This is a genomic window from Chakrabartyella piscis, from assembly GCA_030067835.1.
Classification (GTDB): domain Bacteria; phylum Bacillota; class Clostridia; order Lachnospirales; family Anaerotignaceae; genus Chakrabartyella; species Chakrabartyella piscis.
Map to the genome: position 1 here is coordinate 49,752 of CP092441.1, position 13,819 is coordinate 63,570.

Here is a 13,819-nt window from a genome sequence, read left to right on the forward strand (position 1 = left end):
ATGGCTTGCGGGCGGATATGGAATCCGCCCCTACGAAATAACGTAAATTGGTTGTAGCGGAGGATAATATCCTCCCTTTTTGATGTTGCAAAACCAAGATTCCTCATTGCATTTGGAATGACAGCATACAGTAGTGTACATCCGATTCTGTCATTCTGTAGGGGTTTGCGTCCAGGGCAACCCGTTTGGTTTGTGATATTGCGGTTGATTCGTGAATCAACCCTACAGGTGCCTAATTTCAGATTTGAATAGTGCATTGCTTAGTACAACAAACTACCCCTTTGGAATGCTGCAATTTCTTCTTGCAATTTATTTTTCTGTTCACCAAACAACAAACTTTCGTTGTATTGATAATATTTTGGAGAATCCCATTCTTGTAACAACCAAACACTATAGAAATTGGTGTGGAGTTCTGTTAAGAAGATGACCAATTCCTGACCAGCACCAAAGGTATTTTCTAAGAACACAAAGGCGTTTTCTAACTGATTGCCAGCAGAATCAATGGCAATTTGACGTGTTTCCACATGTTCTTGGAAGACAGTTTTACAATACTCGAAAACAGCATCTTTTTCTGTGATACCAGAGGTTTTGATGTTTTGTATCCAATTGGTCAGTTCTCCAATCACCCATTGGTAAGCATGTTTTTCTGATGCTTGCAACAAATTACCTTTCACCTTTTGTGTAAATTCTAAGGACAATTCTTCTACAATTCCATTCATCAGCAAATCCCAAGGGGTTTCTTTGCAATAGGGGCTTTGGAAACGTTCCTTCAAATTTTGCAAGGTTTTGTGGCATAAAGTGACACGCAAATCCCATTCATAAGCAAGCTTAAATTCCTGTGTCAATGCACCTAGGAATAGACCCAAAACACTGATGATTTCATCAAATTTGGCAGTGGACAAGTCCTTTGCTTCTGTGATATCTCCATGTAAAATTTCAGCAACTGGATATTGCATTTCATATTTTTTATACAACTCCAAGTAGTTGGCGAAATTCTTTGCAATCTTTGGATGTTGCAGATATTGGATGATGGTGGCTTCTGTCAAATCTTCACCCATTTTTTCATAGACATAAAGAAAAGCAGACAAATCTTCCCAACCTCTGGCAGTGACAAAACGCTTGCCATCAATGGTGGTTTCCATATGATAAAAATGATTTTTTTGAATCTCCAAATAGGTCAAAATACTGCTGTGAATCCCCATTTGGTATGCATATTCTTTCCAAACTGCGAAATTCGCCTCCACATCAATGACTTTTACACGATCCAATGTAACCACGTCAAATTCACGTACACTTTTGTTGTATTCTGGTGGATTGCCAGCAGCTACAATCAACCAACCTTCAGGGATTTTGTGTGTACCAAAGGTTTTGGCTTGCAAAAATTGCAACATTGCTGGTGCCAAAGTTTCAGACACACAATTGATTTCGTCAATGAACAAAATCCCCTCCAAAAGTCCAGTTTCCTCCATCTTTTCATAGACAGAAGCCACAATTTCACTCATGGTGTATTCTGTGGTGGAATAGGATTTGCCACCAAATTCCTTTTGGCTGATAAAAGGCAAACCAATTGCACTTTGACGTGTGTGGTGTGTGATGCTGTAGGCAACCAAACCGATACCACATTCCTGTGCCACTTGCTCCATAATGGCGGTTTTGCCAATGCCAGGAGCACCCATCAAAAGAATGGGTCTTTGACGTATGGAGGGGATCATGGGTTCTCCATATTCATTTTTTTGTAAGTATGCCTGTATGGCTTTTGTGATTTCTATTTTTGCTTCTTTGATGTTCATATGTGCCTCCTAGGCGTGTATAACGGTTGATTTGTATTGGTTTTGTGGCGGTTTATGACGGGTGGATATAGAATCCACCCTACATTACAAATTCATGTATATTGTAGGGGTTGGCGTCCCCGACAACCCGTTCATTTCATTTGGAATGACAGCATACAGCAATATATACCTATTTTTGTCATTCTTGTAGGGGTGGGTTTCCATGCCCACCCGTTTGGTTTTGTGGCAGTTTATCACGGGAGGATAATATCCTCCCCTACAGCGGTTACTATCTGTTCCAACTGTTCTTTGGTATTCCATTCAGGGTTTTGGTGGACCAAATCCAACAAATGATTCAACATTTGACCAATTTGTTTTCCTTTTGGGATACCCATATCCATGAGGGCTTGTCCATCCACCTCCAACTGTTTCAAAGTCAAACAATCCCCATCCGCCAAAATGGTTTCATATACAGTTCGACTTGTGGAAAATGTGGATTCTGGACGTAAAATTTCCTGCAAAGTGATAATTTTATCCACAATATCCCCATATTTACTCAACAATTGACGCATTTCATATGGTTTTGTGGGCAAATCCTGTTGTGATAACAATGCCATTGTGGAAATTACCTTGGTGCCATCGTTGTCGAATTTCAAACCTTTGCAAATGGATTTCAATGCTTTTTGGTCGTAATTTTGCAACACCAAAGCCCAACGAAAATGTGGGTGTTTCGGTGCTTTTTGCAATTGTTCCAAAAGATTTGGATTCTCCAACACCTTTTGGCACAAATACCCATCCACTTGTTCCAACAAACCACTTTCCCAAAGCAATGGCAATGACTCCATATGTGTAGAAATCCAAGTTTTCTCAAGCTCATCTTTGATACGTTCCACACTGATTTTTTGTATGAGTGCCACATTTTCAGACAACGCAACCTTGGTTTCTGGTTCCACAACAAAGCCCAATTGGACACCAAAACGAATGCATCTGAGCATTCTAAGAGCATCTTCTTGGAAACGTTTGGCTGGTTCCCCAACACCACGAATGGTTTTGTTTTGAATATCCATTTGACCTGAAAATGGGTCTTGGAACCCTTCTTCTGGGTGGTATGCAATGGCGTTCATGGTGAAATCACGTCGTAACAAATCCTCTTTCAAATCAGAAGTAAACTCCACGTAATCAGGGCGTCTACAATCTTCATATTCCCCTTCAATGCGATAGGTTGTGATTTCGTAATTTTCATGGTTGCGCACCACAGTAATGGTACCATGTTGGATACCAGTATCGAATGTATGTGTAAACAATTTCTTGGTTTCTTCTGGCTTTGCAGATGTGGTGATATCCCAATCCTTTGGTGCAATCCCCAAAAGGGAATCACGAACACAACCCCCCACAATATATGCCTCAAATCCATGTTGGTTCAATGTTTGCAAAATATAAGAAACGTCCTTTGGCAACGCTATTTTCTTCATATAAAAACCTCCTAAAATATGATATTACCTGTATTATATCACATGTAAAAAACATTGCACACTTTTTGTATATAAGAAGTAAAAAAGAAGTAAAAAAACGTTGACTTTTCCTATCAGTGGTGGTACGATATTCTATGCAATTCAATATTTATGCAATCGTATATGGATGTGCGCCCTTAGCTCAGTTGGTAGAGCAACTGACTCTTAATCAGTGGGTCTAGGGTTCGAGTCCCTAAGGGCGCATCGAAAGCAGGATGACTTTGATGAATTTCTTTGTTGTTCTGTTTTTTTTGTTTGGAAAATGTGGTTTTGGTATTGCTTTTAAAATAATCCCAGTTAAACTTAATGAGACCTAACGTACATGAACATCTCTTAATTATGTAGGGAATGCATTGTATGCATTCCACTTTCGGTACGCATACAATGCGCCCCTACAAGATATAAAAGTCCCTTTATCTTTAATTGGGACTTAAAATAACTAAATCACAGTTTTATTTTTTGCCCACCATCTGTTCACAAAGAACGCAAATACCCCAGCAACCGTTGGCTTTTATCTTCTTCTGCAATGACTTCCTTCATTCGTTGTTTCATGGCTGGTGAAATGCATGTTTTGCGTTTGTTATACAATTCATTGATGAGTCGCAGAAACTTTTCTGGATATAGAATCAGTGCTTGCAACAACAGGAAATCTTCCGCTTCCATAGCCATCACCTTGGTATATGCAGATAGAATTTCACCAACACCAGCTTCCAAACCATCTGTTTTCTTCATATATCGTTTCAAATAAGCTGCCAAATCCACAAGTCCTGTGTCTGCTGCTGCATGTTCAAAACCAGCCACATACACCACACCATTTTTTACACGCAAATTGCTGCCTTTGAAGGATTTGTGACAAAAAGTACCTCTTTGTTGTGCTGCTTCCATATGCAACACATAGCCACCTTCTTTGAGATATGCCATCGCTTCCTCCACCCGTGACATATACGCACCATAATTTTGCACCACCATCAAATCCAAAGCATCCAATTGATTGGTTTTTTGAATTCTATGTTTGATTTTCGCCAATTCACTGTGACGCTTTGCAAATTGTTTCGGTAATTTCTCGCTATCCCATAAACCATATGTACTTTCTAAGCCTTTTGCATGTTTGTGCAACTGACCCAAGACACTTGACCCCTTCTCAAAGCCTTGTATATCCTTTTCTTCCAATACATCTGCTGGCAATACATCCTCCAAAACATAGGTGGTTTCATTCCACACAAAAAAGGGTGCATCATCTACTGTTTTGCGAAATCTGGCGATTTTGGTGAATCCATTTGCAAAAAGTTGCTCTTTGATATCCTGTGCAAAGCAAATATGTAAACTGCCATCTCTTGCTTTTTTCAATTCCAATGGGCCTGCGTCTGTTTTGCAAATGACACCTGTTCTGGTGCGTATGCCACCATAGTAACGCAAGCCATATCCTTCCCATAAAATGGTTTTGTTGATATCCTCCATGTATAATCCCTCCTACCAATCCACGAACAAAATACCTCTGTATTAGTTTATGAAGAAATAGAGAAAGTAGTACAGGAATGTGTGAGCAAGCTCACAAGTGAAGAACTAAGAGTGAAGAGTGAATAGTTTATAGTGTGATCACATGACAGTTCCTGTGTAGACGCCCGTAATGAACCAGAAAACATTACGGTCAAGGCAAGCCATGACCCTACAAAAGACAGTGCATCCTTACTGTCATTCAGAATGCAGTGAAGAATCTTTATCATCAAACAATATTTCTTTGCATTTTACTAGGAGATATAGTATACTGAAAAAAAAGACTTTGAGGTGGCTTAAAATGGAGACAAAACCAACAATCATATACTACAAAAAACAAGGAGCTGGCATCCTTTTGTTGGGTTGCCAAAACACACCATCTCATTTGGAAATTCCAAGAGAAATTGCAGGTTTGCCTGTGGTCACTTTGGCAGATTTCGCCTTTGCACCAAAGGAAGAATTGCCCATTGCAGAAGAAAAAACCCATGGCAATTTGGAGTTTGTAGAATGTCTGGATGAGGATATCACCATCTCAACAGAAGGCTATCTCTTGGAATCTTTGTTTCTACCAGACACCATCACAACCATTGGAGCACATGTGTTTGATGGTTGCAAAGGTTTGACATCTTTGGTGTTGCCTTCACAAATTGTGGAATTACCAGAGTATACCTTTGGAAATTGTGTCAATTTGACACATGTAGGCTTGCCAACTGGATTGGAACACCTTGGTGCATATGCCTTTTATGGTTGTTTGGGTTTGGAACATTTGCAATTGCCACAAAGCCTTATCTCCATTGGGAAATATGCTTTTTACAACTGTCGCAACTTGCAAAGCATCAACATACCACCTGTTTGTGACAACTTGGGTATGGGTATCTTTCTCAACTGTGACACTGTGTTTGATATTGCACTTGAAAAAGCCAGCCATATGTCAGAATTGGTTGCTGGTTTGAACCAAGCACTTCGATTGACCATTACATTTCCTGATGGCAAAGCACAAATTTTGTTGCCAGATTACCAGTCAGAATACATTGAAAATACGCCTGCTCGTATGCTCAGTCAGGTGCATTATGGTTCTGGTCATGTGTATCGTCAGTGTGTTGGCAAATATGCAGTGGATTTCAGACAATATGATAAGTTGTTTTATATGGCAAAACGAGAAGATGCTGGGGTTTTGGCACTTTTGATGGCTCTTGGTCGCTTGCAATATCCCTATCGTTTGTATGAAGAATATCGAAATGGATATTTGGAGTATATCAAAGAGCATTTTACCTTTGCAGTGCAATATTTGTTGCAACATAAGGAAGAAGCCACTTTGGAGCAATTTGGCGATTGGAATGTGTACACCAAAGAAAATATCAAAGAAGTCATTGCTTTGGCTCAGAAAATAGGCAAAACCGCTTTGGTTGGGTATTTGTTGCAGTATCAAAGGGTGCATTTTGGAGAAGGAAAGAAGAAAACCTTTGATTTGTAGGGGATTTATGATGAGGTGACAGATGGAATTGCCAAAACGAAAACAATTGCGATTACAGGAATACGATTATAGCCAAAATGGTGTGTATTTTGTTACCATTTGCACCCATAACAAAAAGTGTGTATTGGGTGATATTGAAACAAACACGGATTTTGTAGGGGATGGCGTCACTCACCGCCAAAGAAGTGGCGGACACTGTAGGTGGCTTTGCTTGCAAAGTGATGAGCAAGACATCCCGTTTGTTATGTTGTCCCAATATGGTAAAATTGTAGAACAAACCATACAAAACATGATAGATACGTATAATGATGTGGAAATTTCAAAATATGTAATTATGCCAAATCATATCCATATGATAATTCATATTGAACAGCAATTGGATAACGGGTTGTCGAGGACGCCAACCCCTACAAGAGCAAATCAGCGAATTCCCAGTTTGGTGCCTACATTGAAACGGTTTTCCAATAAAAAATGTAGTAAATCTATTTGGCAGCGTGGTTACCATGACAACGTAATTCGAACCCAAACATCCTACGAAGAAATTTGGCAATACATCGATACAAACCCACTGAAATGGGAATTGGACAAATACCATATGGAATCATAAAAACCATATCCACCCATTACACCACAGGAGATTTCTATGAACGAAACACACGAAAAACTCATACAAATTGGGAATCACATCCTACAAAATGCAAGGAATCAACTCTATCTTTCGTTGCGTTTTTTGGATATCGCTTTTCATGCATTGCCATATGAATTGAATCTTTCCACACTATACGTGGGTACCGATGGCATCAAAATCCTATTCAATCCACGTTATTTGATGGAGCAATACCAACATGACCCCATTTTAGTGAATCGTTTGTACATCCATATGTTGTTTCATTGTATTTTACGTCATCCATTTCATCAAGGGAATCGTGAACAACGTTTGTGGTGGTTGGCTTCGGATATTGCTGTGGAATCTATTGTGGATGGTATGATGACACCAGCAACTAAGCTCGTGATTTCTGATCGACGTCATGAAATCTACCAATTGTTGCAAACAGAATGCAAAGTCTTGTCAGCAGAATTGATTTATCAGTACTTGGTGAAACGTAATTTATCTGAGGCGGAATTTGGCAAATGGCAAATGGAATTTTGGGTGGATGAACATGCCTTTTGGGAACAAAGTCAAGAGGATGATGAGAACAATCAAAATCAAAATGAAGATAATGAAAACGATTCTGATGAGAACAACGAATCTGAGGATGAGCAACAACAACACTCCATGGAAACACAAATGATAGAAGAAAAATGGCAAGAAATTGCAGAGAAAATGGAAACCAACCTAGAAACCTTTGCCAAAGATATGGGGGATGCAGCTGGTGATTTTTTGACCCATTTGAAAATAGAAAATCGTGAACGTTACGATTACAAGCAATTCCTAGAGAAATTCGTCACCATCAAAGAAGAAATGGGTGTGGATGAAGACACCTTTGATTATATTTTTTATACCTATGGGTTGTCCTTATATGGGAATATGCCATTGCTGGAAGCCTTGGAATATAAGGAAAGTAAGAAGATTGAGGAGCTGGTCATTGCCATTGACACATCTGGGTCTTGTGATATCGAAACAGTCAGACGTTTCTTGGAAGAAACTTATTCCATTCTTGCAAAGTCAGACACTTTCTTCCACAAAACCAACATCCATCTACTCCAATGTGATACAAAAATCCAAGAGGATATCCACATCACTTGCAAAGAAGATTTGTTGCAATATATGGAAAACTTCACCATTCGTGGAAGTGGTGGCACAGATTTCAGACCTGTTTTTCGATACATGGAAGAAATGATTGCCAAAAAGGAACTCAATGACGTAAAAGGGTTGATTTATTTCACAGATGGCTATGGTATCTTCCCAAACAAAAGACCATCATTTGATACGGTTTTTGTATTTGTGGATGATGGGTATACAGAAGTGACAATGCCACCTTGGGCAATGAAAGTAGTGGTCAGTGAATCGTAATTGGATGAAATCGAACCAGCAAATCCAATGCCACAAAGTGTAAATTGTACACATCACAAATACAAATTTCAAAAAAAATCAAAAAAAATGAAAAAACAGGTTGACAAGTTGCTAGAAATTTTATATACTAATCAGGTGCTCAACGCACTACGCCCAGATAGCTCAGTCGGTAGAGCAGTGGACTGAAAATCCACGTGTCGCTGGTTCGATTCCGGCTCTGGGCATTTTTTAATACACGCAAAATAGATGTCATCGGTGAAAAAGCCGATGATTTCGACGTTTCTAGGGTTTTTTATCTCAAAAAAAGCCGTTTTCTGAAACATCAATTTCATGGATGTCATATTGCTTTTTTAGCCTAGTACCACTGTATTTGAACCAATACAGTGGTTTTTTTGTACTCTAAATAAAGTAATAAATCAATTTTATAATAAGTCATTAAACATTAAGAGTTGTTAAGTAGAGAATAAATCTCATATTTAACAGCTCTTTTTTTATTTTTAGAAAGGGAGATATTAGTGAATACAAAACAGAAGCAAAACAAAAGAACGTGTGCTACAAATAGTAAACGAACCGAAGTATTCTTGTCGCAGGCAGAAAAAATTCATGGACCGTTTGCAAGTTGTGGTAATTGTCCTTATCCTTCACACGGATTTCTTTGCTACACCAGTGAGGGGAATTGTATGAAAACCGAGATAGAGCGAATGAACAGAAAACGAAAATTGCACAAGGCACATCAATCATTAAACAAGGAGGAAAACAAATGAACAAAAACAAATTTATGGCACTATTTCTATCTTTGATTCTAAGCATGAATATAGGAATTACTTCTATATTTGCAAGCGAATCAATAGAGGGAGAAACAATTGCACCAACGCAAGTGACAGAAGAAATTTATGAGCAAGTGGAAACTGTAGAAATCGTAGAGGAACAATCTGAACAGATGGAAGAAGTTACAACAGATGAATTTGAGGAATCCAATCAAGATGAGGTTGAGAAAGTACCAGAAGAAAATTTGGAAGAAGAATCTATTTCACAAGAAGAAGAATCTTTTGAATTGCTTCTGGAAGAAACAATCACTGAAGCAGTCACTATCTTAGAAGATGACGTTTTATGTACCATTACAGATGGCTGTTGTTTGGAAAATGGTCACAGTACATCTTGCTTACATGAAGTGACCACAGGAAGTGAGTTTGCAGAAGCAATTTCATCTATCAATCAGTCAGAAGCATCTTCACATATCATTTCTGTTTTGAATGATATTACTTTAGTGGGTGCAAGTTTGATTTTAAAGGACAATGAAACTACGATTTTAGGCAATGGCAACACAGTTAATACCAACGGACAAACCATTGGTATCGAAGGTGATGATGAATGTGTAACCATACATCTTGGTAGTGAGGATGGGGATAGTCTTACTTTTGATGGAACTGGAACATTGGAACGTTTTTTGAGCATTGATGGTGCAGATGCAGTTGCACATATGTATGATGGCGTAACCATTCAAAACATGGTCAGTACCTCTGGTAGATTGGGCTGCGTGTTTGACGTGGAAGGTGGCAGTTTATATATGCACGGTGGTGTCATTCAAGACAATCAGCTATATTCGTATATTGGATATCATGGAGCAGTTTCAGTCAATAATGGTGTGTTTGAAATGACAGGCGGTATCATTCAAAATACTACTTGTCATAGCTGGGACAGTGCATATATTGGAGGTGCAATTCTTGCGTTGAATTCAGATATCATCATTGATGGCGGTACCATTTCTGATAATGGAGATGATCATGTGAAATATGGTGGTGGCATTTTCTGGTCTGGTGATGAAAATAATGAACTTAAAATTGCAAATGCAACTTTTATGGGGAACTATGCAATCTACTTGGGTGATGCAATTTATATCAGTGGAGATGGCGTGATTGCAATTGAAAATAGCCAGTTTTATAATCACAATTCCACTTGTGCCATTGTGGCAAAAAGTGAAAACATCTCTATGACCAATGAAACGATGATTACAGAAAATAGTGGTGGTATTTTCTTATTGGGTTCTGATACAAAACTTCTGGTAGACGACACAATATCCATCCAAAACAATGGTTATGACGGAGTTATTGGCGATATTATCATGCAATATTCAGACCAAGAAATCGTTTTAAATACAACAAGAACCTTGGAAAATCAAGATTCTGCACAAATGGGTATTTTGCTAAATGCAGAGTTGGACGTGGACGAATATACAGATATGACTGTAGGGTTTTCTGTACATGAGGATAGTGTTGTAGAAGAAAGTGTACTTCTGGAAAATGACAACATCACAAAATATTTCTTCAGCGACCATAAAGATTGGTTTATCAAAGAAGATGCAGATACTTTATCATTGGCTCGTATTCAAGTTGACTATGTAACCAATATGGAGGAAATTATCATAGATTCCAGTTGGACTGCACCTATGGCATTGCTTACAGAACCAGATATTGCAGATGTAGATGGACAATATCTAGCAGGTTGGTATACAGAATCAGATTTTATCAACCAATGGAATTTTGAAACCACAAGAACAATGGATACAGAAAAAGAAGATATTCTTACCCTATATGCAAAATGGGAAGATACACCCACTTCTAGTGGTGGAGGTAGTTCTTCTTCTGCAACCTATTATTACATTGAAGTTATTGTCACAGGTATGGGTGTAGTGGAACCTGATGGTGGAGCAGACCATATGGAAAAAGTCAAAAAGTATAACGATATTACATTTGCATTTATACCAGAAGATGGATATGTACTTTCTGAAATCCTTGTGGATGGCATATCTGTAGATTTGGAAGATTCTTATGAATTTGAAAATGTAATTACAGGGCATACATTGGAAGTGGTATTTATCAGTGAGGATGATTCTGACACAGAAGAAATTGAGGTGGAAGATACACCAACCCTTGCGTTAGATAGAGAAAATCATTTCGCTTATATGGTAGGCTATCCAGACGATACGTTTGCACCAGATCATAATATTACAAGGGCAGAAACGGTAGCGATGTTTGCAAGACTTCTGACAGAAAAAATGTATGAGAACACTGTGTATCCATCTAGCTTTATAGATATTACAGGAGATGAATGGTATGCAAATGCAGTTGGATATATGGAGCAGTTTGGCATTGTTTCTGGCTATGAAAACAATACCTTTAGAGGAAGTCAATCCATTACCAGAGCAGAATTTGCAGCCATTGCAAGCCGATTTGATGAACTAGAAGAATCTGAAGGGAATTATTTCAATGATGTTTTGGAAACCCATTGGGCAATTCAGTATATCAATTCTGCTGCGGAAAAAGGTTGGATCAACGGATATCCAGATGGCACATTCCAACCAGAACAATTCATCACACGAGCAGAAGCAGTCACCTTAGTCAACCATGTGTTGGAACGTGCTTGCGATATAGAATTTGTAGATAGCAATGCTGATATTTTGATGCAATTTATTGATATGGAAGATAAGCACTGGGCGTATTATCAAGTGATGGAAGCAACCAATGGACATGAATATGAAATGATGGATGGAATGGAAAGATGGCTTTCTTTGTATGGTGTTTCATAAAATAGTCTTGGCAATGACACTGCTTTTATGGCGGTGTTTTTATATATAAGGAGGAAAATAAATGAATGTTAGTATCAGAAATAAAATAACAGGAAAGACAGTATTTGCTACCTTTCCTTGCGAAGAAAAAAACATCCAATACCTCTGTGATCAGCTACAGCTACCCAACACAGCAAATACTGAAATCGAGGTATACCAAGTTAGTAACAGCGAGATTGCCAATGGCGTTTTGCAGGGTAAGACATTCAAGGTGGATGAGCTGAACTATTTATTCGCAAGACTGGATAGCTTCAATGAATTTGAAATGAACACGTTTTATGCTGTAGCCTATGCAAAAAAACTGGAGTCGGCTAAAGATTTTATCAATCTCACATTCAACACAAACTGCTACAGCGTATTGGGTAGCTTTGACAATCTTAACCAAGTGGGCAAAGAGCTTAGTATGAATGAGCAAGGCGGCATGGATATGGATGAGTATAACAGTTTCGATGGTCAGAAATATGTGGAAGAAATGATTGCAAACCATCCCAATCCCTTGCTATCGCCCTATGGCTTTGTTTATCCCAACCGAAATGAACCACAAGACCTCTACTTTGGCAAGACATTCCCTCAATATCTAAATGGATTTAAGGTTTTCAATGTGGCACTGCAAACCGATACCAGCGAGGAATATTTGGACTTGCCATGTGAAGAAAGTGAAATTCAAAAGGCAATGGAACGATTGGAAGTAGCAAGTTTAGATGATACATTTATCACGATTTTATATCACAATTTACCAGATAAAATAGAAGATATTTTACATGAAATTGAATGTGACTTGCATCCACTCAATGAGATTGCAAATGCATTGCACCAAGTGGGTGAACGAGAGTATGACTATCTGGAAAAGCTTTCGGTTATGACAAAAATCAATACTGTTCAGGAGTTGGATACCCTATGCCACTGTATGCACAAATTTGAAGTATTCCCAAACATTCACACACCAGAAGCATATGGGCAGTACATGATTTGCGACAGTGGACGTTACGAATATGATGAAAACCTTGAGGAATACATTGACTTCAAAGCCTATGGAGAAAATCGCATTGCAAACGAAGTTGGCACATTCACAAAGCAAGGATACATGACATACATGGGATACAATCAAGAAATGGCTGAAATCCTAAATCGAAACCTCAATATGAATATCCAGAATCAAACTTATGGCGAAACACTCAAGCTGTATATGCCACTGAAAGTTATCACTTATGAAGAAGAAAATGATTGGGGACAATACGAAACTTCTGATTATGAAGAAGAACTAGACAGCTGTGAACTTTGTGGTTATGAAGATGAGCTTGAAAGTTTTATAAAGTCCTATGGTGATCACATTCCAGAAGAACGAGGTTTGATGGAATATTATGATACAAAGGATTCTGTAAACGCAAAGGTGGAAAGTTTCAAGTTTGAATTTGAGCAGATGGATGGCGATGTGTATGGTGTGGCAGTTTGTGAATTGAAAGCACCGCTAGATGCTACAGAAATGGCTACACTGAAAGAGTATATCACTGGTCAGGCGAGTGACGGCTTTTGCGAAGGACTTGAGCAACAAGAGTTTAGCTTATGTGGTCGCAATGTAAATATTAGTTTCTGGGATAGCAACCGATATTTTTTGCGAACTGCTGAAGAAATGGGGTTTCGTGAACAAGTGCAAGGAAAGGGATTTGATATGATGATGCAATAAAAAACAAGCTACTTTCTCAAGTAACTTGTTATTTTATTTCTGAGGTTTATTTTTAATAACTGAATTATCCATGTTATCAAGAGCATACTGACAACATTGCGCAACTAGAGCATTTAGGGAAATATTGTTTTGTGCAGCACAAACACTGAGGTCATCAACTAACTTTTTGTCCAAACGAAATGTTTTATTTACAAATTCTGTTTTCTTTACTTCAAACATAAATATCACCCACCTTTATATGTATATAG

9 protein-coding genes and 2 tRNA genes are annotated in these 13,819 nt (G+C 38.4%); 7 read left to right on the forward strand and 4 right to left on the reverse strand.

Annotation, left to right across the window (positions count from 1 at the left end; all coding sequences use genetic code 11):
- Positions 1-260 precede the first annotated feature (260 nt).
- Positions 261-1,790: an ATP-binding protein gene (locus tag MJY40_RS00275; protein ID WP_317855103.1), complete on the reverse strand. Its 1,530-nt coding sequence runs from the start codon at positions 1,788-1,790 to the stop codon at positions 261-263.
- A gap of 233 nt (positions 1,791-2,023) precedes the next feature.
- The gene (locus MJY40_RS00280; protein WP_317855104.1) at positions 2,024-3,241 is read right to left on the reverse strand and encodes a CCA tRNA nucleotidyltransferase; all 1,218 of its coding nucleotides are present in this window, start codon (positions 3,239-3,241) and stop codon (positions 2,024-2,026) included.
- Positions 3,242-3,411: 170 nt separating this feature from the next.
- Between MJY40_RS00280 and MJY40_RS00285 the strand changes: the two genes are divergently transcribed.
- Positions 3,412-3,484: transfer RNA gene (locus tag MJY40_RS00285), tRNA-Lys, on the forward strand.
- 270 nt (positions 3,485-3,754) lie between these two features.
- Here MJY40_RS00285 and MJY40_RS00290 read toward each other — a convergent pair.
- The gene (locus tag MJY40_RS00290; protein WP_317855105.1) at positions 3,755-4,738 is read right to left on the reverse strand and encodes a hypothetical protein; all 984 of its coding nucleotides are present in this window, start codon (positions 4,736-4,738) and stop codon (positions 3,755-3,757) included.
- A gap of 337 nt (positions 4,739-5,075) precedes the next feature.
- Here MJY40_RS00290 and MJY40_RS00295 point away from each other — a divergent pair, with 337 nt between their 5' ends.
- From MJY40_RS00295 to MJY40_RS00320, 6 genes are all read left to right on the forward strand, one after another.
- Positions 5,076-6,248, forward strand: a complete 1,173-nt coding sequence (locus MJY40_RS00295) for a leucine-rich repeat domain-containing protein (protein WP_317855106.1) — start codon at positions 5,076-5,078, stop codon at positions 6,246-6,248.
- Positions 6,249-6,270: 22 nt separating this feature from the next.
- Positions 6,271-6,855 carry a transposase gene (locus tag MJY40_RS00300; protein WP_317855107.1) on the forward strand — a complete coding sequence of 195 codons (585 nt, stop codon included), beginning with the start codon at positions 6,271-6,273 and terminating at the stop codon, positions 6,853-6,855.
- Between the two features lie 36 nt (positions 6,856-6,891).
- The gene (locus MJY40_RS00305) at positions 6,892-8,262 is read left to right on the forward strand and encodes a vWA domain-containing protein (RefSeq protein ID WP_317855108.1); all 1,371 of its coding nucleotides are present in this window, start codon (positions 6,892-6,894) and stop codon (positions 8,260-8,262) included.
- 151 nt (positions 8,263-8,413) lie between these two features.
- Positions 8,414-8,486: transfer RNA gene (locus MJY40_RS00310), tRNA-Phe, on the forward strand.
- A gap of 536 nt (positions 8,487-9,022) precedes the next feature.
- Positions 9,023-11,848: an S-layer homology domain-containing protein gene (locus MJY40_RS00315; RefSeq protein WP_317855109.1), complete on the forward strand. Its 2,826-nt coding sequence runs from the start codon at positions 9,023-9,025 to the stop codon at positions 11,846-11,848.
- Positions 11,849-11,909: 61 nt separating this feature from the next.
- Positions 11,910-13,571, forward strand: coding sequence for an antirestriction protein ArdA (locus MJY40_RS00320; protein ID WP_317855110.1), 1,662 nt, complete (start codon positions 11,910-11,912; stop codon positions 13,569-13,571).
- Between the two features lie 33 nt (positions 13,572-13,604).
- Here MJY40_RS00320 and MJY40_RS00325 read toward each other — a convergent pair whose 3' ends face one another.
- Positions 13,605-13,790: a hypothetical protein gene (locus tag MJY40_RS00325; RefSeq protein WP_317855111.1), complete on the reverse strand. Its 186-nt coding sequence runs from the start codon at positions 13,788-13,790 to the stop codon at positions 13,605-13,607.
- Between the last annotated feature and the right edge of the window lie 29 nt (positions 13,791-13,819).

Bases quoted from the DNA above. Each gene is read 5' to 3' on its own strand.
- MJY40_RS00275 (WP_317855103.1), bottom strand. From the start codon at position 1,790: ATGAACATCAAAGAAGCAAAAATAGAAATCACAAAAGCCATACAGGCA.
- MJY40_RS00325 (WP_317855111.1), bottom strand. From the start codon at position 13,790: ATGTTTGAAGTAAAGAAAACAGAATTTGTAAATAAAACATTTCGTTTG.
- MJY40_RS00320 (WP_317855110.1), top strand. From the start codon at position 11,910: ATGAATGTTAGTATCAGAAATAAAATAACAGGAAAGACAGTATTTGCT.
- MJY40_RS00315 (WP_317855109.1), top strand. From the start codon at position 9,023: ATGAACAAAAACAAATTTATGGCACTATTTCTATCTTTGATTCTAAGC.
- MJY40_RS00280 (WP_317855104.1), bottom strand. From the start codon at position 3,241: ATGAAGAAAATAGCGTTGCCAAAGGACGTTTCTTATATTTTGCAAACA.
- MJY40_RS00300 (WP_317855107.1), top strand. From the start codon at position 6,271: ATGGAATTGCCAAAACGAAAACAATTGCGATTACAGGAATACGATTAT.
- MJY40_RS00305 (WP_317855108.1), top strand. From the start codon at position 6,892: ATGAACGAAACACACGAAAAACTCATACAAATTGGGAATCACATCCTA.
- MJY40_RS00290 (WP_317855105.1), bottom strand. From the start codon at position 4,738: ATGGAGGATATCAACAAAACCATTTTATGGGAAGGATATGGCTTGCGT.
- MJY40_RS00295 (WP_317855106.1), top strand. From the start codon at position 5,076: ATGGAGACAAAACCAACAATCATATACTACAAAAAACAAGGAGCTGGC.